At 44.7% G+C, this 25562-nt stretch carries 32 protein-coding genes and 1 riboswitch; of the genes, 14 read left to right on the top strand and 18 right to left on the bottom strand.

Annotated features, from left to right (window positions below):
- Nucleotides 1-78 precede the first annotated feature (78 nt).
- Complete coding sequence (locus UFB30_RS01230; RefSeq protein WP_322419848.1) at nucleotides 79-270, bottom strand: hypothetical protein; 192 nt, start codon at nucleotides 268-270, stop codon at nucleotides 79-81.
- 106 nt (nucleotides 271-376) lie between these two features.
- The gene (locus tag UFB30_RS01225; RefSeq protein ID WP_322420533.1) at nucleotides 377-1354 is read right to left on the bottom strand and encodes a ring-cleaving dioxygenase; all 978 of its coding nucleotides are present in this window, start codon (nucleotides 1352-1354) and stop codon (nucleotides 377-379) included.
- Nucleotides 1355-1521: 167 nt separating this feature from the next.
- Between UFB30_RS01225 and UFB30_RS01220 the strand changes: the two genes are divergently transcribed.
- From UFB30_RS01220 to phnC, 10 genes are all read left to right on the top strand, one after another.
- Nucleotides 1522-2022 (top strand): hypothetical protein, encoded by a 501-nt coding sequence (locus UFB30_RS01220; protein ID WP_322419847.1) that lies wholly within the window; start codon nucleotides 1522-1524, stop codon nucleotides 2020-2022.
- A 17-nt stretch (nucleotides 2023-2039) separates the two neighbouring features.
- Nucleotides 2040-2228, top strand: a complete 189-nt coding sequence (locus UFB30_RS01215; protein WP_322419846.1) for a helix-hairpin-helix domain-containing protein — start codon at nucleotides 2040-2042, stop codon at nucleotides 2226-2228.
- A gap of 15 nt (nucleotides 2229-2243) precedes the next feature.
- The gene (locus UFB30_RS01210) at nucleotides 2244-2411 is read left to right on the top strand and encodes a hypothetical protein (protein WP_322419845.1); all 168 of its coding nucleotides are present in this window, start codon (nucleotides 2244-2246) and stop codon (nucleotides 2409-2411) included.
- Between the two features lie 287 nt (nucleotides 2412-2698).
- A riboswitch (TPP riboswitch) is annotated at nucleotides 2699-2802 on the top strand.
- Between the two features lie 81 nt (nucleotides 2803-2883).
- Nucleotides 2884-3474 carry a YkoF family thiamine/hydroxymethylpyrimidine-binding protein gene (locus UFB30_RS01205; RefSeq protein WP_322419844.1) on the top strand — a complete coding sequence of 197 codons (591 nt, stop codon included), beginning with the start codon at nucleotides 2884-2886 and terminating at the stop codon, nucleotides 3472-3474.
- Nucleotides 3467-4039 carry an ECF transporter S component gene (locus UFB30_RS01200; RefSeq protein ID WP_322419843.1) on the top strand — a complete coding sequence of 191 codons (573 nt, stop codon included), beginning with the start codon at nucleotides 3467-3469 and terminating at the stop codon, nucleotides 4037-4039. The genes UFB30_RS01205 and UFB30_RS01200 overlap by 8 nt, the downstream gene beginning before the upstream one ends.
- Nucleotides 4032-5411 carry an ABC transporter ATP-binding protein gene (locus UFB30_RS01195; protein ID WP_322419842.1) on the top strand — a complete coding sequence of 460 codons (1380 nt, stop codon included), beginning with the start codon at nucleotides 4032-4034 and terminating at the stop codon, nucleotides 5409-5411. Before UFB30_RS01200 ends, UFB30_RS01195 begins: the two co-directional genes overlap by 8 nt.
- Nucleotides 5383-6078 carry an energy-coupling factor transporter transmembrane component T family protein gene (locus tag UFB30_RS01190; RefSeq protein ID WP_322419841.1) on the top strand — a complete coding sequence of 232 codons (696 nt, stop codon included), beginning with the start codon at nucleotides 5383-5385 and terminating at the stop codon, nucleotides 6076-6078. The genes UFB30_RS01195 and UFB30_RS01190 overlap by 29 nt, the downstream gene beginning before the upstream one ends.
- A gap of 272 nt (nucleotides 6079-6350) precedes the next feature.
- Nucleotides 6351-7256, top strand: a complete 906-nt coding sequence (phnD, locus tag UFB30_RS01185; protein WP_322419840.1) for a phosphate/phosphite/phosphonate ABC transporter substrate-binding protein — start codon at nucleotides 6351-6353, stop codon at nucleotides 7254-7256.
- A gap of 11 nt (nucleotides 7257-7267) precedes the next feature.
- Nucleotides 7268-8020, top strand: a complete 753-nt coding sequence (phnE, locus tag UFB30_RS01180) for a phosphonate ABC transporter, permease protein PhnE (RefSeq protein WP_322419839.1) — start codon at nucleotides 7268-7270, stop codon at nucleotides 8018-8020.
- 12 nt (nucleotides 8021-8032) lie between these two features.
- The gene (gene phnC / locus UFB30_RS01175; RefSeq protein ID WP_322419838.1) at nucleotides 8033-8791 is read left to right on the top strand and encodes a phosphonate ABC transporter ATP-binding protein; all 759 of its coding nucleotides are present in this window, start codon (nucleotides 8033-8035) and stop codon (nucleotides 8789-8791) included.
- A gap of 56 nt (nucleotides 8792-8847) precedes the next feature.
- Here phnC and UFB30_RS01170 read toward each other — a convergent pair whose 3' ends face one another.
- Both UFB30_RS01170 and UFB30_RS01165 read right to left on the bottom strand, forming a co-directional pair.
- Nucleotides 8848-9618, bottom strand: coding sequence for a cytochrome c oxidase assembly protein (locus tag UFB30_RS01170; RefSeq protein WP_322419837.1), 771 nt, complete (start codon nucleotides 9616-9618; stop codon nucleotides 8848-8850).
- A gap of 1 nt (nucleotide 9619) precedes the next feature.
- Nucleotides 9620-10063, bottom strand: a complete 444-nt coding sequence (locus tag UFB30_RS01165; protein ID WP_322419836.1) for a DUF2243 domain-containing protein — start codon at nucleotides 10061-10063, stop codon at nucleotides 9620-9622.
- A 199-nt stretch (nucleotides 10064-10262) separates the two neighbouring features.
- Here UFB30_RS01165 and UFB30_RS01160 point away from each other — a divergent pair, with 199 nt between their 5' ends.
- Entirely contained in the window at nucleotides 10263-11129 is an 867-nt protein-coding gene (locus UFB30_RS01160) for a pirin family protein (protein WP_322419835.1), read from the top strand.
- Between the two features lie 41 nt (nucleotides 11130-11170).
- Here the strand turns inward: UFB30_RS01160 and UFB30_RS01155 are convergent, their stop codons facing one another.
- From UFB30_RS01155 to UFB30_RS01145, 3 genes are all read right to left on the bottom strand, one after another.
- Entirely contained in the window at nucleotides 11171-11674 is a 504-nt protein-coding gene (locus UFB30_RS01155) for an LURP-one-related/scramblase family protein (protein WP_322419834.1), read from the bottom strand.
- 334 nt (nucleotides 11675-12008) lie between these two features.
- Nucleotides 12009-12398: a hypothetical protein gene (locus UFB30_RS01150; RefSeq protein ID WP_322419833.1), complete on the bottom strand. Its 390-nt coding sequence runs from the start codon at nucleotides 12396-12398 to the stop codon at nucleotides 12009-12011.
- Between the two features lie 68 nt (nucleotides 12399-12466).
- The gene (locus tag UFB30_RS01145; protein WP_322419832.1) at nucleotides 12467-12919 is read right to left on the bottom strand and encodes a nucleoside deaminase; all 453 of its coding nucleotides are present in this window, start codon (nucleotides 12917-12919) and stop codon (nucleotides 12467-12469) included.
- A 165-nt stretch (nucleotides 12920-13084) separates the two neighbouring features.
- Here UFB30_RS01145 and UFB30_RS01140 point away from each other — a divergent pair, with 165 nt between their 5' ends.
- Nucleotides 13085-13645 (top strand): DUF2179 domain-containing protein, encoded by a 561-nt coding sequence (locus UFB30_RS01140; protein ID WP_322419831.1) that lies wholly within the window; start codon nucleotides 13085-13087, stop codon nucleotides 13643-13645.
- 37 nt (nucleotides 13646-13682) lie between these two features.
- Here UFB30_RS01140 and UFB30_RS01135 read toward each other — a convergent pair whose 3' ends face one another.
- The 4 genes from UFB30_RS01135 to UFB30_RS01120 all read right to left on the bottom strand — a co-directional run bounded on the left by UFB30_RS01135 (nucleotide 13683) and on the right by UFB30_RS01120 (nucleotide 16937).
- Nucleotides 13683-14138: a GNAT family N-acetyltransferase gene (locus UFB30_RS01135; protein ID WP_322419830.1), complete on the bottom strand. Its 456-nt coding sequence runs from the start codon at nucleotides 14136-14138 to the stop codon at nucleotides 13683-13685.
- A 159-nt stretch (nucleotides 14139-14297) separates the two neighbouring features.
- Nucleotides 14298-15209 carry an HD domain-containing phosphohydrolase gene (locus UFB30_RS01130; RefSeq protein WP_322419829.1) on the bottom strand — a complete coding sequence of 304 codons (912 nt, stop codon included), beginning with the start codon at nucleotides 15207-15209 and terminating at the stop codon, nucleotides 14298-14300.
- Nucleotides 15210-15275: 66 nt separating this feature from the next.
- Nucleotides 15276-15854 carry a hypothetical protein gene (locus UFB30_RS01125; RefSeq protein ID WP_322419828.1) on the bottom strand — a complete coding sequence of 193 codons (579 nt, stop codon included), beginning with the start codon at nucleotides 15852-15854 and terminating at the stop codon, nucleotides 15276-15278.
- 240 nt (nucleotides 15855-16094) lie between these two features.
- The gene (locus UFB30_RS01120; RefSeq protein WP_322419827.1) at nucleotides 16095-16937 is read right to left on the bottom strand and encodes a methyl-accepting chemotaxis protein; all 843 of its coding nucleotides are present in this window, start codon (nucleotides 16935-16937) and stop codon (nucleotides 16095-16097) included.
- A gap of 178 nt (nucleotides 16938-17115) precedes the next feature.
- Between UFB30_RS01120 and UFB30_RS01115 the strand changes: the two genes are divergently transcribed.
- Together UFB30_RS01115 and UFB30_RS01110 are read left to right on the top strand one after the other, a co-directional pair.
- Nucleotides 17116-17955: an aldo/keto reductase gene (locus UFB30_RS01115; RefSeq protein ID WP_322419826.1), complete on the top strand. Its 840-nt coding sequence runs from the start codon at nucleotides 17116-17118 to the stop codon at nucleotides 17953-17955.
- 135 nt (nucleotides 17956-18090) lie between these two features.
- The gene (locus UFB30_RS01110; RefSeq protein ID WP_322419825.1) at nucleotides 18091-18984 is read left to right on the top strand and encodes a fructose bisphosphate aldolase; all 894 of its coding nucleotides are present in this window, start codon (nucleotides 18091-18093) and stop codon (nucleotides 18982-18984) included.
- A 251-nt stretch (nucleotides 18985-19235) separates the two neighbouring features.
- On the opposite strand, the gene UFB30_RS01105 is transcribed toward UFB30_RS01110, so the two are convergent.
- From UFB30_RS01105 to UFB30_RS01075, 7 genes are all read right to left on the bottom strand, one after another.
- A complete protein-coding gene (locus tag UFB30_RS01105) occupies nucleotides 19236-20768 on the bottom strand; it encodes a malate:quinone oxidoreductase (protein WP_435390772.1) in 1533 nt (510 codons plus the stop codon).
- Between the two features lie 199 nt (nucleotides 20769-20967).
- Nucleotides 20968-21150: a hypothetical protein gene (locus tag UFB30_RS01100; protein WP_322419824.1), complete on the bottom strand. Its 183-nt coding sequence runs from the start codon at nucleotides 21148-21150 to the stop codon at nucleotides 20968-20970.
- 14 nt (nucleotides 21151-21164) lie between these two features.
- On the bottom strand, nucleotides 21165-21668 hold the full coding sequence (locus tag UFB30_RS01095) for a hypothetical protein (RefSeq protein ID WP_322419823.1): 504 nt from the start codon (nucleotides 21666-21668) through the stop codon (nucleotides 21165-21167).
- A gap of 110 nt (nucleotides 21669-21778) precedes the next feature.
- On the bottom strand, nucleotides 21779-22426 hold the full coding sequence (locus UFB30_RS01090; protein ID WP_322419822.1) for an IucA/IucC family C-terminal-domain containing protein: 648 nt from the start codon (nucleotides 22424-22426) through the stop codon (nucleotides 21779-21781).
- 35 nt (nucleotides 22427-22461) lie between these two features.
- Nucleotides 22462-23496, bottom strand: coding sequence for a FecCD family ABC transporter permease (locus tag UFB30_RS01085; RefSeq protein WP_322419821.1), 1035 nt, complete (start codon nucleotides 23494-23496; stop codon nucleotides 22462-22464).
- Entirely contained in the window at nucleotides 23493-24497 is a 1005-nt protein-coding gene (locus UFB30_RS01080; RefSeq protein WP_322419820.1) for a FecCD family ABC transporter permease, read from the bottom strand. The genes UFB30_RS01085 and UFB30_RS01080 overlap by 4 nt, the downstream gene beginning before the upstream one ends.
- Nucleotides 24498-24558: 61 nt before the next feature.
- Nucleotides 24559-25548, bottom strand: a complete 990-nt coding sequence (locus UFB30_RS01075; protein ID WP_322419819.1) for an ABC transporter substrate-binding protein — start codon at nucleotides 25546-25548, stop codon at nucleotides 24559-24561.
- Nucleotides 25549-25562 lie beyond the last annotated feature (14 nt).

Below are 25562 nucleotides of genomic sequence, written 5' to 3'. Positions count from 1 at the left end.
CGGAATCTTGTTGCAATCACCCCCGCAGCTTGTACCAATCCCGCTTCTCTATGGTCGTATCCACACAAAAAAATTGCTTCACCACACCCGCTTCATGCCTTTAAGAAACAAAAGATTGTTTCCCAAGGGCATTTCAACGGGATGGCGGTATGCGCCGGCTGAATGTTGTGATTTCAGCTCAGGTTGTAGCTTTTTCCGCCAGAGTTTGTAGCTTTCCCCGCTGAGCTTGTAGCGATACACCCGGGGTTCTGTAGCAATCACTCCTGCCACTGGTTGTAATCCCGCTGCTCCGTGGTCGTTTCCACCGACCGCCGCACGCCCGCTTCACCCTGCATAAAAAAGCCGGATATCCCCTCAGATATCCGGCTCACACTCACTATTCTTTTTCAAACTTTTTCGTACTTCTCACCGTATCAATCGGCCTTACTTTGCTTTCGATCTCGTCACGTTTCGGCTCTAAAAACGGTGGCAGTGAAAGCTTCTCGCCAAGCGTTTCATATGGCTCGTCTCCCATGAAACCCGGGCCATCTGTTGCGAATTCGAACAGAATCTGCGGCGCAACCCTTGCGTACAGCGACTTAAAGAAGAAACGGTCAACAAACCCGGATGTCGGGAAACCGAAGCTCTTCATCCGCTCATCCCAGTCATCGAGCATGGCTCTATCTTCAAGCCTGAATGCGGCATGGTGAACTGTGCCAAACCCCTGCTGTGCCTGCGGTAAAAAGGTGTTATGTTCAACAATCACACTCGCACCGTTTCCACCTTCACCCACTTCAAATAAGTGAAATGATTGTTCAGCAGCTGTTTCTCTAAACAGCAACACCTTTTCAAGCATTTCTTTAAAATAATCAAAGCGGTCAACGCGGACAAACAGCGGTCCTAATCCAGTGATCGCATACTCAAGCGGCACCGGCCCATTTTGCCACGGCGTCCCTGCTTCAACACCTTGATCATTTTCATCTGAAATCAGCTGATACTGCTGATCATCAAAATCAACAAAGGAGATGGTCTTTTTACCAAACTGCTCCTGCACACCTTTATGCTTCACATTCAGGCGATCAAACCGCTTTTCCCAGTAATCAATCGCGGCATCACTTGGTACACGGAATGACGTTTTTGAAATTTCATTTGTCCCGTGATTTCCTTTTGGAATGCCTGGAAAATCAAAGAATGTCATATCTGTCCCGGGACTTCCTGTATCATCAGCAAAAAACAGGTGATACGTCTGGATATCATCCTGGTTCACTGTTTTTTTGACCAGCCTCATCCCGAGTACATTGGTGAAAAACTCGTAATTTTTCTCAGCACTGCTTGTAATCGCAGTAACGTGATGTATTCCTTTCAGTTCTTTAATGGACATTATCATGAACCTCCTCTAGTGCAATTTTCATACCCATAGCATCTAATGATTCCAGATTGAATGCAAGAATTATGACTGCTCAAGTGTTAAAAATGTAAATCCACCCGAAAGTGCTTCATAATAAGGAGTAACTACCCTTACCTGAAAGGAGGAGCAATGATATGAGTATTCCCAAAGTCGATTTTTACTTTGGTGCGCTGCTGTCTCATCTCGTCAATCGCGGATTCTCACCTGTCATGAAAGAAGGCGGTCACGACCGGAGAATTTATGCGCTTGAAAATGAAATCGACAGTTATTTCATTTATGCTAAATACTCGTTTACCCCCCGTTTTAAAAAAGAATCCCGTATCTGGACCTTCTCCTTTTACGATACAGAAATGGAAAAAACGCTTCGCAGCCAGCATGACAACCAATACCTGTTTGCTTTTATCTGCGGTGAAGAAGATCTTCAGAACACGGAAATCATTTTACTGACAGCAAGCGAGGTTTCAGAGTGTATTAAAACGTCAGATGCCGGCCGTAAGTGGCTGACGATTGAAATGGCTGACCGCAAAAGAACACTGACCGTACGCGGGAGTGCACATTCAAAACCCGGCTATTCACTGAAAATCACACGCAGCACAGACCAGCGGCTTGAAGAACTGCCAACCATGCTTTTTTAAAAAGGAGATGAGCAGACGTGACAGGCGATTTACCTTCCGGCTTAAGTAAACCCTCACAGCGTGCATTCGCTCAGGCAGGTATTAAAACAATGACTGACATACAAAAGTATACGGAAAAAGAGCTTCTTTCCCTTCACGGCGTTGGTCCAAAAACCATTCGTCAGCTGAAAGAAGCTGGCGGGACTGACATATTTAAAAACAGTTAAGAGGAGACGATTAACATGATGACAATCATTCTGATCCTTTTCGTGTTTTTTGTGACCTTTTGTATCAGTGCCCTGATGAACATCCTTAATCACACAACTCAGGGACGTCACTGGTTTTACTCCGTATTGTTCAGTCTGGTGATTGCGATAATTGGCGTGCTGATTTTTGAACCGAGGGAATAATGTCCCCATTATTAAAATCCATCTTACTTTTTTGCACAGCTGATTGTTGTAGCGTAAGGCGGTGGCTGACAGGAAGGGACGCGTGAGGCCATGGCGAAGCCTGCGGGCTCACCGCCCGGCCGCGGAAAGCGTCCCCCTGAAGCGGAAATCAACAGCCAACTTTAACAGAGCCAATTTAATAAAGTTTTTAACAAAAAGGTATAATATGGTTCTAATTAGATTTTTCGAGTGTTGCACATTCCATTCTCTGGTGATATAGTGGTCGTGCACAGAAAATTAAATACCGTTATCTGCACTAGGGGTGCGAATTAGCTGAGATGTGAGCATTAGCTCCGATCCCTTATGACTCGATCAGGATAATACCTGCGTGAGGAAGTGTAGTGACTTCTCTTTTTTATATCAGGAGCAGTGGCTACATCTTACGCGGATGTGGTCTTTTTTTGTGCAAAAACTGCTCTGGGAGGAATACAAAATGGAATGTGGAACAAGCAAAATTGTGGGGTGCCGTTTTTCACTGCACCCAATGACTGGAGATTTTATTCCGGTAATAAAAGGCGCACTGGAGGCAACTGATCTGACAGGCGTCTGGAAGCATACAGATGATGTATCAACGGTGATACGCGGACAGGAGCAGCATGTGTTCAATGTGATCAAAGCAATTACGCTTCATGCCGCTAAAACCGGGGAACATGTAGCGGTCAATGCAACTTTTTCAGCAGGCTGTCCGGGTGATACGGCAGGCGATTCCTATATGGAAGCTGACCCTGAAGTACATAATCATGACGATACAAAGCAGTATGTCTCTTCACAGTTTGCCCTGTACCCGATGAATAACCCTGATTATATGAGTGTGATTTACAGGGAAGTGGACCGGGCGAAAGAGCGCGGTGTATTCAATGATTCGATGCATTATGCAAGCGGCATTCACGGGGATATCCATGAGGTATTTGATTTTTACGAGGAGACATTCGGCCACGCAAGGTCTGATGAACACCGTCATTTAGTGATGACTGTATCCATGAGTATCAACAGTCCATCTCATAAGGGTAATCACCATGCTTAAGAGCTGGAAGCTGAAGGAAGTCGTGCTGATGGCGTTGTTTGCTGTTGTTTTCGGCATCATTTACTTATTGTTTTTACATGTCGGAAACATCTGGGCCTCACTGATCGGACCGATTGCATATGAGTGGATCTTCGGGATCTGGTTTATCGTGTCTATTATTGTCATGGCAATCATCAGAAAGCCTGGTGCTGCAGTAATTCCCGAGACAATGGCCGCTGCGATTGAAGTCATGCTTGGCAATGCAGTCGGACCGCGCCTGATTTTAGCAGGGGTCATTCAGGGACTCGGTGCTGAAGCTGTGTTTGCAGCGACAAGGTACCGCTATTTTAACCTAGGGATCTATATGATGGCTGGCGCCGGGGCTGCTGTATTCAGCTTTGTGTATGGTTACTTACTCGGCGGATTTGCAGCGTTAAGTACAGAGTATGTATTGCTGATGTTTGTGATTCGTGTGATGAGTGGCTCGATCATTGCAGGGATTGGCGGGAAATATCTCGTAGACGCACTGCTTGCGACAGGATCACTGAGAGGTTATTCGATTACAAAGCGTGATGCACATGCATAACGTCATCTCTTTGCAGGATGTGTCATTCCGTTTTCCGGATGACGAACTGCCTGTTTTTAAAAATGTGGATTTCAATATTCGCGCGGGGGAGCGTGTGGTGATTACAGGTCCGAGCGGGTGCGGAAAGTCTTCACTTCTGTACCTGCTCAACCGCCTTTACCCTGAAAATTGCGATGGCATTGTCACCGGTCAAATCGAGCTGTTTGGGAAAGCAGCGGCTGACTATGAGCCGGGGGAAATTAATCACCGGATTGCAACTGTTTTTCAGGATCCTGACAGCCAGTTTTGCATGCAGACAGTTGAAGAAGAACTCGCTTTTACACTTGAGAATGTAAAGGTGCCTGCATCTGAGATCAGCGGACGGATCCAAGAGGTCTTACGGGAAACCGGGCTTGAGGACTTCAGAGATTCAGTTATCCAGACACTTTCAGGCGGGCAGAAGCAGCGTGTCGCAACCGCATGTGCATGGGTGCTGGAGCCTGAGGTCCTTCTGCTTGATGAACCTCTGACTCATTTAGATCCGGTGACCGCCCGGGAATTTGTTAAGTGGCTGCGCGACCTCCATGACACAGGAAACCTGACAGTAATAGCGATTGATCACCAAGTCGCTTTATGGGGTGACTTCTTTGACCGGGAGTGGCAAATGACTGCGTCGAAACAGGTTGAAGCGTCAGTCGCAAGGAAGCCGGTACAGTCAGATCAAATTCTTCTGTCTGCTGAAAAACTGGCTGTCGAGCCAATTGTTTCACCGGTCACTTTTTCACTGAAAAAAGGGGAAATCGCAGTGCTTGCAGGTCCTAATGGCAGCGGGAAATCGACGCTGTTAAAAGCATTGTGCGGGTTAAAATCGACCGGTGGGACTGTCCAGCCGAAAAGAATCGGCTATGTGCCCCAGTCACCAGAATTTCTGTTTTTAACAAAGTCAGTCCGGGAAGAGCTTTCATTTGGCGGAGGGCAGTCTGTTGAAGACATGCTTGAGCGGTTATATCTTACTGTGGTCAGTGAGTCCAACCCTTTTGCGATCAGTCATGGTCAGAAAAGACGGACAGCAATCGGGGCTATGCTGTGTGACGGTCGTCCTGTGATTGTGATGGATGAACCGACTGCCGGGCAGGATAAAGCAGCCTTACGTGAGCTTGAAAACCTGATCGTGTCACGTGCAAATGAAGGCATCACATTTTTAATTGTGACGCATGATATGAATTTTGCGGACCGCGTGGCAGATTCACTGCTGTTGCTGCATGAAGGAAGCCTGAGCGGTCCATTTAATCCCCGTGCAGTCTGGCAGGATCAGCAGCTGCTTGAGCAGCATCGCTTATGTCCGCCATATGGAGGTGATGTGCATGATCAACCGCATGAATCCTTCGGTTAAGTTTATTGCGATCACTGTTTCAATGATTGCAATGGCTTTCTTTTTTAATCCGTGGACACCACTTGTATTTTTCAGCGGAGTCGTGCTGATTCAATTGCTTTTTGCGAAAGTGTCCTGGAAAGCGTGGAGTCTGATGATGCTCCCTTTCCTGCTTGGCGCAGTCGGCTATTTTTGGACGACACTTGTTTTTGGCAATGAAGACAGTACGCTTGGCACAGCATTGTCATTAAGCTTTCGTGTACTTGCCTTTTCAAGCCTGTCACTGCTTTTTGTCTTTACCACAAAGCCTGTGGATTTTATTCTGAGCCTGATGCAGCAGCTGAAGCTGTCTCCTAAGATCGCCTACAGCATCCTGGTCGGCTATCAATTTCTCCCTGTTTTAAAGGACGAGTTTTTTCAGATTCGACAGGCACAGAAGCTTCGTGGCGTTGAAGTACCGAAGTCTCCTGTTAAAAGGGTGCTGGCGATGCGGCACGTGCTGATTCCCATGCTTGCAGGCGCTGTTCGGAAGGCTGAGCGGACCGCTTTTGCAATGGAAGCGCGCGGCTTTACCGGTGAGGGCAAACGCGATTTTTACCGGAAGATTACTGTCAGCCGGGCGGATGCAGCAGGAATTGGTTTGTTTTTAGTCCTGCTTTGCGGAAGTATGGCAGCAGGGTTTTTATGAGAAACAGCTGGCGCGGGCCGGCTGTTTTTTGATGAAGTTGGCTTGGTTCTAATGTCACTTTTCTACGAAGGGAGATGTTTTTTCTAAGAACGGCCCTGTTTTTTCTCCGAACCGCACCCGCTTTTCTAAGAACACCTTCTTCTATTCTGTGAACATCACCGTCTAATCTAAGAACCTACCTCTTTCACACCCCCACAAATCCTTTACACCTCCTCTAAATAAGCATAAAATTTATATATTGTTCAAAATCAGACAGAAAAGAGGAATTATCAATGAAAAAAATGATGTTATCAGCGGCTGCACTATCAACTGCTCTAGCGCTTGCTGCATGTGGCAATGCTGAAGAAACCGAGGACACAGACCAACAAAGCTCAAGTGATGAAGCATTTACAATCGGCGTCATCCCTGCCCAGACTGAGGGCGAAATGGAAGGCGCAATGAATAAATTGCAGGAAGTACTTACTGACGCACTTGGAAGAGAAACTGAAATTGACGTGTACCCTGATTACAACGGTGTCGTGGAAGCGATGAACTTTGATCAGATTGACATGGCTTACCTTGGACCGCTGACATATGTGATCGCCCAGGAAAGAAGCGACGCAAAAGCTATCATTACACAGCTTGTAAATGGTGAACCATTTTACAATTCCTATATCATTACGCACCAGGATCAGCCTTTTGAGTCTATTGAAGACCTTTTGAGCGATCCTTCAGCGATAGATTTTGCTTTCGGTGACCCGAACTCAACATCAGGCTCACTGATCCCGTCAATTGAATTACAGGACCGTGGTGTCTATGAATCAGAAGACAGCTACGAATTCAGTACAGTCAGATTTACCGGCTCTCACGATGCAACGGCACTCGCTGTTCAAAACGGTCAGGTTGACGCCGGCGCAATTGACAGTGCCATCTACAACCAGCTGATTGAATCCGGGAAAATTGATGACAGTCAGCTAAAAGTGATCTGGACGTCAGAACCCCTCTTCCAGTATCCATGGGCTGTTACTGCAGGTACAGATGAAGAGACGATCAATACACTGCAGGAAGCATTTTTAGCGATTGAGGACCCTGAAATTCTGGATGCGTTCGGTGCATCAGGCTTTACAGAGGCAGCACCTGAGGATTATGACAGCATTTTGGATGCTGCAGAAAAACAGGGCATTTTAGATGCTGAATAGAGCTGGTTACTTTGTGGTTTAAGAAAAAACACATTGCTCTTGCCGCTATTTTGACCGCTTTTGTATTACTCAGCATGCGTGTGACTGAGTTTGATCTTTCCAAGTTCCGTGACTTTGGAAATATGATTGAGTTTTTGGGCCAATGGTTCCCAATGGATACCTCAAAGCTGCCGCTTATGCTTGAGGACGCAGGAGAAACGCTTGCGATGGCGTTTCTCGGCAGCTTCCTGGCACTACTGATTGCACTGCCGGTCAGCTTTCTGGCCGCTAAAAACACCGCACCAAAAGGATTTTTTTACTTTTTAAGAACAAGCCTGAGCTTTATCCGTTCGGTGCCTGAGATCGTCATTGGTCTCATCTTACTGACCATGCTTGGACTCGGACCATTTCCTGCTGTCATTGCGATTATGATTCATAACGTCGGCGTGCTTGGGAAACTGATTTCAGAACTGATTGAAGCAGCTGACCCTGGTCCTCAGGAAGCAATGCGGGCAGTAGGTGCGAAGCGCTGGACGGCTCACCTGTTCAGCATTCTGCCTCAGATCTGGCCGAATGTGCTGTCACACTTTTTCTACCGGTTTGAAGTGGCAATCCGGACCTCTCTTGTCCTCGGATTCATCGGAGGCGGCGGAATTGGTCAGCGCCTGTTCAATGATTTCAAAACTTTTCAATATAGCGCCGTCGCACTCGATGTCCTGATTATCATGATCATGGTCATCGTCATTGATTTTCTTACCAGCTATATTAGAAACCGGGTAATTTAAGGAGTGTGTATGATGATTGAATGTAAAAATGTCTCCGTGACTTATCCAAATGCTCATACAAAAGCACTCCAGGCGATTGATCTGACATTTAAAAAAGGTGAATTTATCTGTGTACTTGGTAAAAGCGGCGCTGGCAAATCAACCTTTATCCGCTGTCTGAATGGTCTGCAGACACCGACTGAAGGTGATGTGATTTACAATGGGCAGTCTCTGAGAAAACGGAGTGAAGCTGAGCTCAGAAAGATCCGTCAGCATACCGGGATGATCTTTCAGCATTTTAACCTGATTCCACGTTTGTCAGTGATGCAGAACGTGTTAACCGGCATGTTCGGAAGCCGCTCTTCATTTAAAAATCTGATCGGTCTTTTTACAAAAGAGGAAAAGTCCGCTGCTCATGATGCCATTAGAAGTGTTGGGCTCGATGGGTTTGAAAACCGCCGCGTGGAGCAGCTGTCTGGCGGACAGAAGCAGCGTGTCGGGATCGCCCGGGCACTTGTCCAGCAGCCAGCCGTCCTGCTTGGTGATGAACCCGTTGCTTCACTGGACCCGGGAACTGCCAATCAGATTTTTACGCTTTTACGGAACATGCATGACGACCTGGGGCTGCTGACAATGATCAATGTACATGATCTGGAGCTCGCCAAAAAGTACGCAGACCGGGTCATTGCATTGAAGGATGGGCAGGTTATTTTTGATGGACCACCTGCGATGTTTGGGGACCTGGAATATAAAGAGACTTATGGTGAAACCAGCCTTCAATCAAAATTGTGATTGAAGGCTGGTTTTTTTAAATGGCTGATATACAAAGTTAATCTGCCAATAACATGCTAACCTGTTGAAAATGCATATTTCCTCTGACGATTCCTATACCATCCATAGCAGATGAGAATGATGATTGCCAGGTCAATCAGATCCCCTCCATAATACATCAGCATCGCTCCCTGTTCTCCAGCCGCTTTTTCAATCCCTTCCGGCGGAGAAGCGTATATCACCTTCGAAAGGATCTTATGGGCTGCTAATGTTAAAACTAGCACAGTGGCACGATGAAAAAATGAATAACGCCTCGGTACAAAGTCCACTGCCAGAATCAGATGCGTAAATAAATATCCTGCTAAAAATACGTGAAGGTGAACGAGTAGATAAACCGGTAAGGATTCATGCATCAGACTGAATAACCCTGTCCGGTACAGTAGAAATAACCCGCCTATATTAAGGATAGCACCCACTGCGGGCATATGTATCAACTGAAGATAACGGCTGCTTTTCATCCATCCGGTAAGTTTTCGGGCAGCTTTTACAGGCAGCGTCTTGATGATCAGTTCTGCAGGCTTTGCTAACACAAGAAATAACGGGGATAGCATCCCGAGTAGTAAATGAACGGTCATGTGCATACTGAAGTCAGCGTGCGCCTGTTCTGCTATTGGTCCTGCAAGGCTGATCACCGCAAAGCTCACACCCGTTGCCCATAAAAGAATTCTGTAAGACAGCCAGTCTATCCGGTTTCGCTCAAGAAAATAATAGATGCAGATCAGTAAAGCACCCAATACAACGACAAGAAGCTCAAACCATTCACCCGGAACCGCTGCATGATGTTTCATCTTAACTCACCTGACTTTTCCGCCGGGCGTTACTCACAATCACGGCACCTGTCAGGAGCATAAGAAATGCACTGATGTTCCAGACCATATCATACGGCAGAATATCTACCTGATAACGGATCTGATGAAGCTGCAGCAGCTTGTGATGGATAATACCATCGTATAATTGAAAGCCCCCTGCCCCGAGAAATGCACCGCCGATCCACCTTTTCCAGTGAAGCACCTGTCTTTTCCCTAGATCTGCAAGCATAAATAACCCAAACACAGCAGAAAAGAAGCCAAATGAATTTAACAGCCCGTCTGAAGCAATACCGGCAAATGTAGTCGACTTATCATAAAAATGGTGCCATTGTAAAAGCTGATGAAATACGACTTCATCCATAAATACAATCAGACCCAGACCGAACAGAACGCCCGATAGAAGGTTCCGATTTACTGACTTCATGCTAACACTCCTCTATTATTTCAACCTTATTGTAAAATTACCCCAGTAGATATTCTGCAAACAGATTTTCTCAACCGTATTTTCATTATTGGTGAACGGATAATGGGATATTCGGCCAGCCCGAAAAAACTTCAGCCTATTGAATGATTGGTTTTACAGGGGGAAATATGGTTCAGTAGTACATGAAGGAGTGATTCAAATGACTGAAGAAAATCGCTTTAAAAGAGATATAAAAGATCATTGGAGAGTTTCTTATAATCAGAATGGATATCCTCACGTACAGCAGGGCTGGATTCTGCCGCCTGAACGCATGAAGGAATTTGATCCGTTTATTCTGATGGCAGATGACTGGTTTAAGCGCGGGACCTTTTCAGATCACCCGCATAGAGGGTTTCAGACCATTACCTATGTAGTCGATGGCCGCCTTGAGCATATAGATAATCACGGAGGACATTCTGTGCTTGATGCAGGGGATGTTCAATATATGAATGCCGGCTGGGCAGCACGCCACGGCGAGGAAGCAGTGGATGAAGACCTCATTCATACGTTTCAGCTCTGGCTGAACCTGCCGCAAGAACTTCGGACAACCACTACGTCTTATCAAAACGTATACCTAGAGGATGCACCGGTTGCTGAAGTGAATGGTGGCAGTGTGCGCGTCTATTCCGGAGAGGTTGCCGGTGTGAAGGGACCGATGGAAAGCCTCGTGCCAATCACAATGACTGAAATACGCCTGAAGGAAGGCGCTGAATATAAGCATGTGATCCCTGAGAATCATAATGGATTTTTCTACGTGACTGCAGGAGAAATCGAGGCTGGCGAATCATCTGTGCCGCTTGCAAAAACAGATGTCGGCTTACTCACCTATAAAGAGGACGGAACGGATGCAGATAGCGAGCTGACAATCCGAGCGAAAACACGGGCGCGCCTGCTGCTGTATTCAGGTGTTCCACTTAAAGAGGACTATGTAGCGCACGGCCCATTCGTGATGAGTAACATGGATGAGATCCGCGATGCCATGCGTGATTTTCAGGCCGGGAAGTTTGGAAAGCCGGCGGTGAAATAATGTTTGAAACCGGGCACCCTTCGTGATGTGAAGGGTGCTTTTTAAGTAGCGCCTCCAGCACTTGAGTTCCTGTTCCGTTTTTCAATCGCATTTACCCCCATAATGACTGCAATCAGTTCATCCGCTTCAAACAGCTCTGAGTGATTCGTGAGCTCATAAGCAGCCGTCTGAAAAAAGCCGCTGACTTTGCGGAAGGAAGCTACCGCCACCCTTGAGCTGTCAAAAATGGTATACTCTTTAGACATTGCAGGAGACTCAACCTCATACTCCTGACCATTCTTAAAATAGCGATACTTCTTCGTGAAAAAAGATAGCGCATTTTTCACAAAACCGAGCTCTTCCTCTCCTCTTTTAATTGTCCATTTATTAGAAAAGAAACCAAACCCCGCTTCGATTACTGTTTCACCAAGAATATCTTCAATATTAATACCTGAACTAAAAGCGCTTTTATGATCAAGTGTGCCGATTTTTTCTTTCTCTCCGTTAAAAATGTCTGTCCTTCCTGCTGAAAAGAACTGATCTGAAAAGTAAATTCTGTTTTCCAATTCCTTCACTCCCTTTGTCTTTTATACGGAGAAAGATGGAAAATGTTTCATTTAAATGAGTAGTGTGGGCGTGGTGGCGGACGTTGAATTAAGCAAAAAGGTGATGGAATAATTCTGATTGCTGATAGAATAATATGAAAAGCTGATGGATATCCCCTGTACAAAACGAAAAAAGTTGAATTCCTCTGATTGATGATTTAATTAATTCAAAAGATGATAGATAAAATCAAAAAGGTGATCGATATAAATCACTTCATCGCCTCGCACAGCTACCACCCTGCACATTCAACAGCCGCGCCATCACACAAAAAAGCCTCCAGCATTAACTGAAGGCTCAATCATCATTAAAAAGCACATAAATGAGTGGGCCGGCAAACATAAAAGCAAGCATCACGTAAATACCCAGCACACCGAAAATATCCTCAAGATTGCCATTGCCAATTCCAATCGCAAAATACATCACAAACGCAATCAGCGTCCAGGTCCATGCTTTTCTCCATCCAGCCTTCTGATCAGGCTTTTGCCATCTCGCAAATAAATAAGTGACCAGTCCTGCCGGGATCGCCGTTAATAGAAATTCAAGGTTCAAATACTGACGATACTCTTCTTCGGGAAGCGCCCAGACATCCTGTGTGCCAAACGGCAGTGTCACCAGAAACTCCATGACCATGACCACAATGAAGACCACGATACCAAAGAGAATGTCTTTTATGAAGGCTTTCATCGTCAGCCTCTCCTTTCAAAAAGGTTCTACTTATCTATACCCCTTTTCAAAAGGAATGGTACGCCAAATCATTGAGATTCTTTGTACAATTTCATAGGATTTTCAAGACCTGCTTCAAGCTCCACCTTTTTCATTTGAAGGGAACGCGCTTCACGCGGCTTCTGAAGATCTGCATAGATGTCCGCTGATTTCTCCAGTCCTGCCTCAGCCGCTTCCTCTACTGAAGCACAGTAGTAAATATCAGTCATGCCAGCAAAAGCCATTGTTGTATAGCACATCGGACACGGTTCTCCGCTCGCATACATCGTATAACCGGATAAATCATGAGACTGAATTTTTTCCTGAAGCCGCCTGATCGCAAGCATCTCTGCATGTCCGCTCACATCAAAATGAAGATGCAGTTCATTCACGCCCTCAGCGACGATTTCATCATCCTTCATAATCACTGCACCAAAAGGATGTCCGCCTTCCCGTACGTTATCAGCTGCTAATTCAATTGCCCGTTTCATAAATGCATTCATGATCTCTGCCTCCTCCTATCCATTTCACATTCAGTATAGAGGAAAGCAGCCGGATTTCAGAATAAAACGCTTCCAAAAATGTGCACTGTCATAATTGTGTCACTTGCTCTATGGAAGGAACGCTTGGTACACTTAACAGAACGTTTTGGAAGGAAGGTGTCAAGTTTGCTACAAGCTTTGATTATTTTTGTTGCCCAGCTGATTTTTGTTCCCGTACTGACCCTTCGTACAATTATGATGGTAAAAGGAATGAAAGGAAAAGCCTCTGCCCTTGGCATTTTAGAAGGTTTTATATATGTGATTGCCCTTGGCATCGTATTCAGTGATCTATCAAACTATCTGAATATGGTTGCCTACGCACTCGGATTCGGGATCGGGGTTTATCTCGGTCAAATTCTTGAACAGCGTCTTGCGATCGGATTTGTCTCGATAGAAGTCAATATCATGAAGAAAAATGAGGAATTGATTCAGAGCCTGCGGAATGAAGGCTTCAGCGTATCCACCTCTGAAGTGGAAGGAATGAATGAAGCACGTCGTTACAGACTTGACTGTACAGCCCGGCGTGACCGCGAGCGTGAGTTTATTAATATTGTCAGCGGCTATGAACCGAATGCATTTATCGTCTCTTATGAACCGCGAAACTTTAAAGGCGGCTATATCACTAAGGCGATGAAGCGCAACAGAAAACGTGGCCTGCAGAAAAAAGAAGCGCTGAAAGATTCGTAAAACCGGCTGCGGGATGATTCCCGGCCGGTTTTTCCTTTTAAAGTTCCCTTTCAAACATAACCAGATCAAGCGCCCGGATCCCGTGCTCATAAACCGGCGGATCATAATCTGCAAAGTAGTCTTTTATAATCGTATACATACGAAAGCCCGCTTTTTGATAAAATGCGAGATTTTCAATACTGGAATTCGCTGTACCGACATTCATAGTGCAAAAACCATTATCTTTATATAATTTTACTGCCGCTTCAATCGCCTCTTTTCCAATCCCTTTACCTCTCTGATTTCCTGACAGCGCAATGTTTTTCAGCTCTACTGTATCTTCAGACAGCGGGATCAAAAGCATCACTCCGACAATCTGGTTTTCAATATGTATAACGTATAGATCTCCATAATCAATGTATGAACGGACAGCATCTTCACTATCATCAGCTAACAGAAGCAAATCAATATAGTCCGTGCGCTGATCATAAGGTACAGCTTTCAGCAGCATCATCACGGCCTCCCTGATATAAAATAAACCCCCTGATCCTAAGAACAGGGGGTTCCTCAAAATTTGCGGCGCCGGACCACGCTCCACAACGTGATAACATCCGAACGTCTTATGCAAACGAGCTCATCGCAACGTTTACTTTACGTGATCTAAAGAAAAGTGTCAATCAATTTTTCCTTCTTCACGCAGTACTTCTTCAAATAACTCAACCACTGTTTCATCATATAAATCGCCCTTATGCGCCTTGATCTCCTCTAAAGCACTAGCAGCAGTCCAGGCTTTACGGTAAACCCTGTCTTCGGTCAGCGCATCAAAGGTATCACTGACTGCTATAATTCTTGCCTCAATCAGGATCTCATCACCTTTCAGCCCGTCCGGATAACCGGAACCGTCCAGCCGTTCGTGGTGCTGATGAATAATTGGAGCAAGATCTTTATAATACGTCTGCGCAACCATGTGAGCGCCGTCTGCAGGATGTTTTTTCATAATTTCATATTCTTCATTTGTCAGTTTTCCCGGTTTATTGAGGATCTCTTCAGGAACGTTGACTTTGCCGATGTCATGCAGAAAAGCTGCACGGGTTAGCCTTTTCAAATGACCTGTATCCATTTTCATTTTCCTGGCAATCCCAACTGAGTATTCAGCTACCCTTTGACTGTGGTTAGCTGTATAACGATCTTTTGCTTCTACCATTTTCGAAGCTTCTTCAAGAGCCCCTAGTTTTTCGCTAATGTGGTAAAAAGATTCTTCGTTCGTGAAAATCAATAATTTTACTTCTTCAAGTGTCTTAAAATGCACAGGTTCTTTGAGTCCCTGAGAACAGATATAATCACCTGGTGTGAGTATAACCTTTTCACCATCATAATCCTCGCACTTAACAGAACCGGATAATACATAATAAAATTCCATTACCTCTTCATGAGCACCTGGGTAAATATAAAACATTTTATCTTTCTTTATTAACTGGTGCATGATTTCCATTTTAGGATGATTAACAAGTAAATTAATTTCTGTAGTATTAAAATCAACCTTTTCAAGTGATTGACCAGACTTATTAATTCTAAACCCCCTCATGTTAATGCCTCCTTACACCTAAAATAGAACGAGCTGTAGGCTCGTTCTATTTTCCATAAACATTATTTATCTTCTTCCACCAACGATTTCAATCGGATCAATCCACTCTCTTGTATCACCAAAGCGTACATGCACCCAGCTGCATTTCGCCAGTAATCCAAGCTCAGCTGCTTCCTGAATCCCCTGATCTGTTAAGGCAAGCGTTACATCATAGACATACTGGATGATTGCATCACGCTCAGCTTCATATGCCGCTGTGATTTCAAAGTATGTTTGTACCTGTTCAGAAGCAGTATCTAATCCTGCATGTGCCTGAGCAAGCTGTGCTTCTTTTTCTGAAAGCACTGCATTTAATGCCCCATCTTCCTGACCTGACGCTTCCAATGCAACCAGAATCGCTGTTTTCTCCTGTTTTAAAGCTAAAACATGTGCAACTTCTTCAAGCTGACTGATTTCACTAAAATAGTTATCTTTTAAAGCCTCTGTGGCTGCTACGCCATGGTCAATTTCAGAATAAATTTCATCGTTCTTCTGATCTACTACTTCTAATGCTTCTGAATTCGAAGTGTCCCCTGTCGCGAAAGCCGGTGTTGCCAAACTTAATAGTAAAACGAGTGAAAATAGTGTTGTCATCAGTTTTTTCATTTCTACATCTCCTATCCTATTAGTTGCAATGCACCTTCTGAAATCTTTTACCGGAATAATATCTTACCTGATTGTACTTCTACTTTATCCCCTCTCTATTATACCGTCGGACAAATCATAAGGCTATTTCTTTTTAAATATTTTGAACATTTTTGTATGTTTATTCATACAGCATGTATATATAAATGTAAAAACCTCCTTTGTTCCGGAGGATTCTGCTAAGAATATATAGTCATTTCATCATAACTTTGCAGCATAAGTTTTCAGCTTCGCGCTCATCTTTTCTATTTCATCAATGAAGGAAGAGATTTCTTCAGTAGCTGAAGCCTGCTCACGCCCCACAGTCACCAAATTTTCAACCATTGACTGAATCTCGTGTATGGAACTTTGCACTTGCTTTAATGTGGAGCTGATTTTTTCAGTAGACTCAAGTGTGTCATTTGATAACTTTCTGATCTCTTTGGCGACAATGTTAAACCCACGCCCGTGTTCACCCGCTCTCGCTGCTTCAATCGATGCATTCAGCCCGAGAATATTTGTCTGGCTGGCGATTTTTTTGATGATGTTGATGACTTCATCTGTATTTTTCATTGCCTCAGATGCTTCAGTTGATTGCTGTAGAAGAGAGGAGGAATGGACAGCAAGGCCTTCTGAACCGCTATGTAGTGAAGTAATCCTTTCATTTGCCTGATTAATTGAGTCAAAAATCTGATCCGAAATTTCCCTAAGTGCTTTCTCATTCTGTTCCTGTATCTGAATGGCAATTGCGCCGATGACCTGCTGATTTTCAATAATAGGCGCTGCAAGACCTGTAAATGAAATCCCGAAAAACTCCTCAGGTACTTCCTGCTTAATTTCCCTCTGATCACGAATGCACTCAGCCAGTGGTTCATTCGGATCTATCTTCCGGCCTGCCCGCGCCCCGATATTAATCTTCCGCCCCGGATAATATGCAAGCCACTTTTCAGTATCCACTACGCCAATACCCACGTCCGGCAGCATCGTATGAATCACAGGAATCACCTGTAAAAACGCTTCCAATTTATTTGTTGCTGTTTCATTTGAATCCTTGATCAACTGCATGAATCAAACCCCTTTTATTTATGTACTTTTTGTCCATACCCAATACTTTAGAACGATAAACCAAAGACCCATTTATTATATATTATTTATACAAAGGAGCAAAGCATTGAGGTGCTCTCTTATGTTTAGGTAAATGATGACAGGGAAAAATTAAAGAAAAATTGTGAAGGAGAATACGATGACAAACATACCGGAACGGACAATGCATGACGGCTACAAGATTCCATCAACAGGACTTGGCACATATACATTAAAAGGTGAACAGGGAGTCGAATCGATTACAGCAGCGATTAAAAACGGATACCGCCTTTTTGATTCAGCGATCCGCTACGATAATGAGGGCACACTCGGAGAAGCTGTGAAAAGATCGGGCATCAACCGGGATAATTTATTTTTAACCTCCAAGCTGCGTGCACAGTACTATGATTACGACCGTGCTCTGGAAATGATTCAGGAATCGCTTTACCGGGCTAATCTGAGCTACTGGGATCTCTATCTGCTCCACTGGCCCAACCCGAAACAGGATCAGTATGTTGAAGCATGGAAAGCGTTGATCACTGCGCAGGAAAAAGGATTGATCCGTTCAATCGGCGTATGTAACTTTATGCCTGAGCATCTCGAGCGGCTTGAAAAGGAAACCGGTGTAAAGCCAGTTGTTAATCAAATTGAATTACACCCGTACTTTTCACAGCAGGAACAGCGTGATTATAACAATCAGCACGATATCATTACACAGGCCTGGAGCCCGCTTGAAAGAGCTGGCAGCGTCCTGAACGATGAAACGCTTCAAAACATCGCGAACAATCATAACAAATCAGTAGGACAAGTCATTCTCAGATGGATCTATCAGCTTGATACAATCTCACTGCCAAGATCAGCAAATACCCACAGGCAGCGTGAAAACCTTGAACTGTTTGATTTTGAATTATCCAGTGAAGAAGTGGAGAAAATCAACGGCCTGACACGCGAAGATGGAAGAATTGCCGACCAGAACCCGCGTGAATATGAGGAATATTGAGTTCTTGAATCAGCAGTCTACACTGCTGATTTTTTATTTATAAGTAAATTTTTCTCAAAATTGATGTTAGATCGTCCAATTTAGAGGGAAGAGTATAGGTGGCAGAAAAAATTACATATCAAAGGAGTGGAGAAAATGAATCAGGAGCAATTTGATAAGGTCAAGAACGGAAAAGGTTTTATCGCAGCACTCGATCAAAGTGGCGGCAGTACCCCGAAGGCACTGAAAGCTTATGGTGTGGAGGAAAGTGCATACTCCAACGAAGATGAAATGTTCGATATGGTCCATGAAATGCGCACAAGAATCATCACTTCTCCTGCTTTTACATCTGACAAAATACTTGGAGCGATCCTGTTTGAACAGACAATGGACCGTGATATTGAAGGCAAGCATACTGGTGATTATCTCTGGGAGGAAAAAGGGATTGTCCCATTTTTAAAAGTGGATAAAGGACTTGCAGACGAAAAAGACGGCGTTCAGCTCATGAAACCAATTAATGATCTGGATGAAACCCTCCGCCGTGCAAATGACAGACATATTTTTGGTACGAAAATGCGCTCTGTCATTAATGAACCGAATGAGAACGGGATTAAAGAAGTGATTGATCAGCAGTTTGAAGTCGGCAAACAGATTATTGATGCCGGACTCGTGCCGATCATTGAACCTGAAGTGAATATCCATAGTAAAGATAAAGAACAATGTGAGGCGATCATGAAAGATGAGATTTTAAAGCATCTGGATCATCTCTCTGACGATCAGAATGTCATGCTGAAGCTTTCAATTCCAACGAAAGCGAATTTCTTCAAAGAACTCGTTGACCATCCGCGTGTTGTACGCGTTGTTGCGCTATCAGGCGGCTACTCACGTGATGAAGCAAACGAAAAACTGAAGGAAAATGACGGCTTGATCGCAAGCTTCTCACGTGCCCTGGCATCTGACCTGCGTCATGGTCAGACTCAGGAGCAGTTTGATGCCGGCTTACTGGATGCAATTGATACGATTTATGATGCGTCAGTGAATAAAAAATAAATGATGTTTCTGCCTGAAGCTGTGACGTGCTTCAGGCAGTTTTTTGCGACAGATGTAGGTCAAATGTCACCTTTCTACGAATGTGCGGTGAGTTTCTAAGAACACGACCATTTTTTCTGAGAACAGTCATGGTTTTTCTAAGAACATCCACGCCTTATCTAAGAACCACAGCAATTTTTCTACGAACACCCTCAAACCACCCCGCCAAAATAAAAAGCCGCAGACTCCAAAGCCCGCGGCATTCCATCAAATTATACAGTTGTCTCCGCCTTAACCGGATCTTCAGCAATCGCAGCACCGGTATTCACCAGACCAAGCGCCTCTGAAGTCGTTTCATTAATTTCCTTAATTAAATCAGGATGATCAAGCAGATTTTTTCCATAAGAAGGAATCATCTCTTTGATCTTCGGCTCCCATCCCTTCATCTCTTCCGGGAAGCAGCCATTCAGCACATCAAGCATGACTGATACTGATGTTGAAGCACCAGGTGAAGCGCCAAGCAGTGCAGCAATTGAACCATTCGCGCCACTGATGACCTCAGTTCCAAACTGAAGCGTACCTTTACCGCCCTGCTTTGTATCTTTAATGACCTGTACACGCTGTCCGGCTACGACAAGCTCCCAGTCCTCACTCTTTGCATTCGGTACAAACTCACGCAGTGCTTCCATACGCTGCTCCTTCGATTGCAGCACCTGTTCAATCAGATACTTTGTCAGAGGCATATTCTTCATCCCCGCAGCAACCATTGTCGTGAGGTTGTCCTTTTTCACGGAAGTAATCAGATCCATATTTGAACCTGTTTTCAGGAACTTCGGTGAAAATCCTGCGAACGGACCGAAAAATAATGACTCTTTTCCATCAATCAAACGTGTATCAAGGTGCGGCACAGACATTGGCGGTGCGCCAACCGGTGCTTTTCCATACACTTTTGCATAATGCTTCTCAACTACCTCAGGCTTTGTACATACCATAAACAACCCGCTTACCGGGAATCCGCCAACATTTTTGCTTTCAGGAATACCCGATTTCTGAAGCAGGTGAAGACTCCCCCCACCGGCACCGATAAAGACAAACTTCGCTTTATGATACTCAAGACGATCGTTTTCCAGATCACGGATTTTCAGTTCCCATTCACCGTCTTCAGTGCGTTTCATATCATCAACCTGATGCTTGTAGTTCACCGAAACGCCTTCTTCTGCTAAATGAGTAAACAGCTTACGTGTCAGTGCACCAAAATTCACATCAGTTCCGGCATCAATTTTCGTTGCTGCAATTGGCTGGTCCACCTGACGATTCTCCATTATCAGCGGAATCCATTCCTTCAGCTTCTCGGGATCATCTGAATACTCCATCCCTGAGAATAGCGGATTATCTGAAAGCGCTTTAAATCTATTTTTCAGGAAATTAACGTCTTTTTCACCATGGACAAGACTCATGTGAGGAAGCGCCATAATAAATTCTTTTGGATTTTCAATCAGTCCACTGTTCACTAAATGTGCCCAGAACTGCTTGGAAACCTGGAATTCTTCATTTACTTTATTCGCTTTCGTTACATCAATTGTTCCGTCAGGCAATTCATTCGTATAATTCAGCTCACATAAAGATGAGTGCCCCGTTCCGGCATTATTCCATTCATTCGAGCTCTCTTCCCCTGCACTGTCAAGTCGTTCAAAAGCTTTTATATTCCAATCCGGAGCCAGTTCCTTCAGCAAAGATCCAAGCGTTGCACTCATAATACCGGCGCCAATTAAGATAACGTCTGATTTAATATGTTTGTTACTCATTTTTACCGTCCTTTTGTAAGCTAAGATTTTATTGAAAAGCTTAAATGTTATTTTTCGAACTATTTCTACATATTAATATTGTATCATTCTGCGTAATTGTTTCAAATCTTTATTTGTTCATCGTACTTTAGGGACGGAGGTTAACGTACATGATCGCAGCACCTTAACCTCCATCTCCAAAGTACATACTTGTCTCCATTCAATCAGCTTCTTTCAACTTACTAAGAATTTCAGAAACCCCGATTGCAATTGCTGCATTCAGCATTACCATAATGGATACAATGAATACCGTAGATTCATATTCTGAAATAAAGTTCATAAGGAAAAAAATAAAGCCTCCTGCAAACATGAGGAGACCAAAAATCAGCAGAAATCTATCCATATCGTACACCTCTGTTATTCCAATTTCTCTGCCCCAGCGCTCCGTTGTCTTTCCATTTCTTTCTTTAACCGCTCACGCTGACCTCTCAGCTCACGTGTAATCACCAGTTCATCCTTCACATCAGAAGTTTTCAGCTTCACGTACTGATCCATCGCTTTTTCAAACCCTCTGCTGACTTCATCAATCGCTTCAATCAGCGTATGGTGGGTGATTGGAACCTTATCCTGCTGGGATGCTTTGTTTACCTTTTGCATTAAAATCGTTTCTGCATATAAAAGGTTCGCATATGTTTCAATAGATTCCCGATTGACCGCCATTCCTCTGATTTCAGCCGCCATCTCAATTGTGCGGACAATCATACCAGTCATTGCGTCCGGGCTGATCTTCTTTCTGATAATTTTTCTTACCTTCGTTTCCCCGACACCAGTTCTTAAGGACTTCTCAAACGTCTGCAGTGTCTGTAAAAATGTTGACCGGAAGCGCTGGTCTTCCATGCTTTTCTTCATATTTTCAAACATGACACCTCTCCCTTACTCAGTCACAGGATTTTAGACAATTATAACAAAAAATGGGGACGGAGGTTAAAGTGTGCCTTCATGACACTTAACCTCCGTCCCTATAATGCACATCATCTCAACGGACAATTCCCGCAATATGGCTGTTCCTCACCTTCTTTAATCTGATAAAGTCGGCAGCATGTTTCCCTGACAGGAATCACATCCCAGCTTTCGGGCCGCTGAAGATATGTTGTAAAAGGGTTTGTTTCAACACCGGTCCATTCTGCTTCCGGATCCGTCATTTCATTAAATAACGCTTCCAGCAGCTGACCAGGATACTCATCAGCCTTTTTCCGGAACACAGCCTGCATGCGCACAGCGATATTTTCCCATAAAATCTTTTGCGGTATTTTACAGGTTTTAGAGAATTGCTGCACCATAGGCGCCAGGTGTTCTGCGAAAACAATAGTTTTCCAGTCCCCGTCCATGTCATGATGCTGGTCACCCTCAAGCAACACGAAATGATCAAAATGAAATGCTGCTTCTTTGAGCCAATTTTCTTTTCCTTTATAAAGGCCATAATATTCAAGTGCCGCCGCTGCAGTCATGACGGCATATCTCTTCATCACTAACGAAGCTGCTGTTGATTCAAGCTTGATATCACTGACACGGGCATAGCGTCCAACGACTTCTGCGATCACATCCGGATCCTCCAGCTGCTTGATCGGCACGCCTTCCCTGCCGTGTTTCTTTTCAACCCGATATTGTTCTAAGTCCATGATCTGCCTCCTTTTAAAAACGTGTAGTGATCAAATCACTGATTCCTGTATCGGAACAGCAAATATAAGAAAAACGGCGCGCCAATTGCAGCGGTGAATACACCTGCGGGAATATCAAGCGGCAGGAACATGGTCCGTGCCACAAGGTCTGCAATGAGTACAAGAAATGCACCGATTAAAGCAGTCAAAACAGCTAGTCCCGGGAATGAGCGGTGTACGAGGCGTCTCGCAATATGAGGCGCCATCAGTCCGACAAATCCGATACCTCCAGCATAAGCAGCTGCTGTTCCTGCAAGCATTACACTGCACATCAGAAAGATAAACTGCTGGAGCTGCACCCGGATGCCCACGCTGACTGAAAAATCCTCACCAAGCTCTGTCACATTCAACCCCCTGCCAAATACGATTAAAAACGGAATCGGGATCAGCAGCCACCAGATCATTGAGCTGACCTCACTCCAGGATGCCGCATAAATACTGCCAGTCAGCCATATGTAAGACTGTGTGGTGGTGGCCGTATCACCCATCACAAGCATAAAGGTCACACATGCCTTCATGATCGCTGACAATCCAACACCGATTAACACAAGTCTGATCGGAGTTACACCCTTATTCCACGAAATCAGATAAATCAGCAGTGCAGCAAATAAGCCTCCGCCAATTGCTGCGAGCGGCAGATACTGCATACTGATGATGCCTGCACCAAAAGAAATAAATGTAACAGCACCAAGAGATGCCCCGCTTGTAATCCCGATAATATCAGGTGAAGCAAGCGGATTTCTGACCAGACTTTGCAGGATCAGACCCGCCACACCAAGCGCTGCCCCAACTAAAATGGCCATCAGCGCACGCGGCAAACGGAGTGTTTCCACAACAAACGAATGCTGATCAATTTGTCCAGTCACCTGTAAAAATACCTCAGTGAGCGGAATCCAGTTACTCCCTGATGAGAGACTTAATAAAAAGACTGACGCTACTGCAAACAACCAGATACCCGTTACCATCAGCCAGCGTGCCGAAAACTGAATGGATACCCGGTCGTTAAATAAACGGAATGTCCACTGTTTCATTTTTTCGACACTCCTTTTTTAGCAAGATAAATAAAGAAAGGTCCGCCTATAAAAGCGGTCATAACACCAATCGGAACTTCCTGAGGTGCGATAATGACCCGGGCAATAATGTCAGCAGCAAGCAGCACAACGGCTCCTAAAAGCCCGCTGTAAGGCAGGATCCAGCGGTAGTCATTCCCCACAAGACTTTTCGCCATATGAGGAACGATCAGACCAATAAAACCGACAGAACCGACAACAGCCACTGAGCCGCCTGCCAGCACAATGACCAGCATGCCCATTACAAGCTTCGTCAGCCATACCTTTTGACCGAGTCCCTTCGCCACGTCATCACCAGATGAGAAAACACCCATTGGACGTGCCATAAACAGACTGATGACAAGGGCAGTAAGCAGAAATGGCAGCACTGACAGCAGCATCTCAAGGTCACGGCCTGCAACAGAGCCTGAAATCCAGAAAAGAACTGTCTGAATTGACTGTTCATCGAGTACGAGCATCCCCTGGGTAAAGGAGACAAATAATGCGGATAGCGCGACTCCTGCAAGAATTACCTTAATAGGTGTAAGACCATCACGCCCAAGGCTTCCGAGGAAGAACACAGTTCCCCCTGCGATGGCAGCGCCTAAAAACGCAAACCACATATAGCCCGATAGCGACGAAATCTCCAGCCAGGTGATCGCAAACACAATAAAGAAAATGGCCCCTGCATTGATCCCCAACAGATCAGGTGCAGCAAGCGGGTTTCTCGTCAGCGCCTGTACAAAAACTCCTGCAAGCGCAAGGTTCATACCAATCACTAAAGAAATCAGTCCTCTTGAAAGACGGGAGGTACCAATAATAAGATGGTTCGTATTATTCGGGTCATAACTGATAATCGCTTCCCACGTTTCAGACAGGGGAATTGCCGTCTGACCAACAGCCAGACTTGTCAGAAACAGAAAGATAACAGTTACGATTAAGCTGATTAGACCGATGAATTTAAGTATAGGGGAACGTAACATCATAACGCCTCTTCTTTCATGAGAAAAAGGGGACGCAATATGCCTCCCCTCCACTCAAATCTTATTGCTCAAGCTCAAAATATTCATACATATCATCAAGCATCAGGTTCGCAGCCTGCAAACCGCCAGCCATATTCCATGCAACCTCATCTACTGTAAATACGTTATCGTTCTGAACAGCTTCAAGGTTCTGATAAAGCGGGTGAGCAGTCCAGTCTTCAAACGTATTCTGAACATCCGGTGTATCCTCCATGAACTGGAAGAACACATCTGCATTCATCTGCGGAATGGCTTCTTTATCATTTAACATCACAATTTCTTCATTTTGACCCTGCAGTTCAATCGGCTCTTCAAATCCTGCTTCCTGAAGGATTGAACCTGCAAAACCAGTTACATAAATACGTGCGTGATCTGCACGGTAGTTCAGTACAGCAGCACTCATCGGCCAATTTTCATCAGAAGCGATCTTTTCCTGGAAATCAGCGATACGGCTGTCCCAGTCAGCTAAAAGTGTTTCAGCTTTTTCTTCTTCACCAAGCGCCTGCCCAATCAGGTTAGTTGTTTCTTTAAAATCATAGATTGTTTCGTTTACAATCGTCGGTGCGATTTCATTTAACTGCTCATAAATCTCTTCATGACGGATCTGAGAAGCAAAAATCACATCCGGATCTAAAGCTGCAATCTCTTCAAGATTAGGCTGTGTTTCCTGACCTACATAAGTTACATCCTGAAGATCTTCCTTTATGTAATCATACATTGGCATCTGTACCCATGATTCAACAACGCCAACAGGAGTTACGTCAAACTCAAGTACAGTATCAGTTGCGCCCTGATAAAGCGATACAACACGCTCAGGCTTTTCTTCTAAAGTAGTGGTCCCCATCGCATGCTCTACTTCAATCACGCCGCCCTCAGACTCAGTTTCTTCTAAATCAGTGCCGCTATCTGATTCAGTCGCATCTGTTGATTCTTCCTCACTGCCGCCACAAGCTGCCAGCACGAAAGCAGAGACCAGACATGCAACAATAAACAACAATAACTTTTTATTCATTTTCTTAACTCCTT

This window comes from Jeotgalibacillus haloalkalitolerans (assembly GCF_034427455.1).
In the GTDB taxonomy this organism is placed as follows: domain Bacteria; phylum Bacillota; class Bacilli; order Bacillales; family Jeotgalibacillaceae; genus Jeotgalibacillus; species Jeotgalibacillus haloalkalitolerans.
The sequence above is the reverse complement of the archived record's forward strand: the minus strand, read 5'-3'. Positions and strand labels throughout refer to the sequence as shown.

Coding starts and splice junctions, on each gene's coding strand:
- UFB30_RS01145 (WP_322419832.1), bottom strand. CDS start 12,919: ATGAATGCATTTATGAAACGGGCAATTGAATTAGCAGCTGATAACGTA.
- UFB30_RS01210 (WP_322419845.1), top strand. CDS start 2,244: ATGATGACAATCATTCTGATCCTTTTCGTGTTTTTTGTGACCTTTTGT.
- UFB30_RS01100 (WP_322419824.1), bottom strand. CDS start 21,150: ATGGATAGATTTCTGCTGATTTTTGGTCTCCTCATGTTTGCAGGAGGC.
- UFB30_RS01080 (WP_322419820.1), bottom strand. CDS start 24,497: ATGTTACGTTCCCCTATACTTAAATTCATCGGTCTAATCAGCTTAATC.
- UFB30_RS01110 (WP_322419825.1), top strand. CDS start 18,091: ATGAATCAGGAGCAATTTGATAAGGTCAAGAACGGAAAAGGTTTTATC.
- UFB30_RS01165 (WP_322419836.1), bottom strand. CDS start 10,063: ATGAAGTCAGTAAATCGGAACCTTCTATCGGGCGTTCTGTTCGGTCTG.
- UFB30_RS01085 (WP_322419821.1), bottom strand. CDS start 23,496: ATGAAACAGTGGACATTCCGTTTATTTAACGACCGGGTATCCATTCAG.
- UFB30_RS01120 (WP_322419827.1), bottom strand. CDS start 16,937: ATGCAGTTGATCAAGGATTCAAATGAAACAGCAACAAATAAATTGGAA.
- UFB30_RS01205 (WP_322419844.1), top strand. CDS start 2,884: ATGGAATGTGGAACAAGCAAAATTGTGGGGTGCCGTTTTTCACTGCAC.
- UFB30_RS01115 (WP_322419826.1), top strand. CDS start 17,116: ATGACAAACATACCGGAACGGACAATGCATGACGGCTACAAGATTCCA.
- UFB30_RS01220 (WP_322419847.1), top strand. CDS start 1,522: ATGAGTATTCCCAAAGTCGATTTTTACTTTGGTGCGCTGCTGTCTCAT.
- UFB30_RS01135 (WP_322419830.1), bottom strand. CDS start 14,138: ATGATGCTGCTGAAAGCTGTACCTTATGATCAGCGCACGGACTATATT.
- phnC (WP_322419838.1), top strand. CDS start 8,033: ATGATTGAATGTAAAAATGTCTCCGTGACTTATCCAAATGCTCATACA.
- UFB30_RS01195 (WP_322419842.1), top strand. CDS start 4,032: ATGCATAACGTCATCTCTTTGCAGGATGTGTCATTCCGTTTTCCGGAT.
- UFB30_RS01075 (WP_322419819.1), bottom strand. CDS start 25,548: ATGAATAAAAAGTTATTGTTGTTTATTGTTGCATGTCTGGTCTCTGCT.
- UFB30_RS01130 (WP_322419829.1), bottom strand. CDS start 15,209: ATGAGGGGGTTTAGAATTAATAAGTCTGGTCAATCACTTGAAAAGGTT.
- UFB30_RS01125 (WP_322419828.1), bottom strand. CDS start 15,854: ATGAAAAAACTGATGACAACACTATTTTCACTCGTTTTACTATTAAGT.
- phnD (WP_322419840.1), top strand. CDS start 6,351: ATGAAAAAAATGATGTTATCAGCGGCTGCACTATCAACTGCTCTAGCG.
- UFB30_RS01090 (WP_322419822.1), bottom strand. CDS start 22,426: ATGGACTTAGAACAATATCGGGTTGAAAAGAAACACGGCAGGGAAGGC.
- UFB30_RS01200 (WP_322419843.1), top strand. CDS start 3,467: ATGCTTAAGAGCTGGAAGCTGAAGGAAGTCGTGCTGATGGCGTTGTTT.
- UFB30_RS01160 (WP_322419835.1), top strand. CDS start 10,263: ATGACTGAAGAAAATCGCTTTAAAAGAGATATAAAAGATCATTGGAGA.
- UFB30_RS01095 (WP_322419823.1), bottom strand. CDS start 21,668: ATGTTTGAAAATATGAAGAAAAGCATGGAAGACCAGCGCTTCCGGTCA.
- UFB30_RS01170 (WP_322419837.1), bottom strand. CDS start 9,618: ATGAAACATCATGCAGCGGTTCCGGGTGAATGGTTTGAGCTTCTTGTC.
- UFB30_RS01105 (WP_435390772.1), bottom strand. CDS start 20,768: ATGAGTAACAAACATATTAAATCAGACGTTATCTTAATTGGCGCCGGT.
- UFB30_RS01190 (WP_322419841.1), top strand. CDS start 5,383: ATGATCAACCGCATGAATCCTTCGGTTAAGTTTATTGCGATCACTGTT.
- UFB30_RS01150 (WP_322419833.1), bottom strand. CDS start 12,398: ATGAAAGCCTTCATAAAAGACATTCTCTTTGGTATCGTGGTCTTCATT.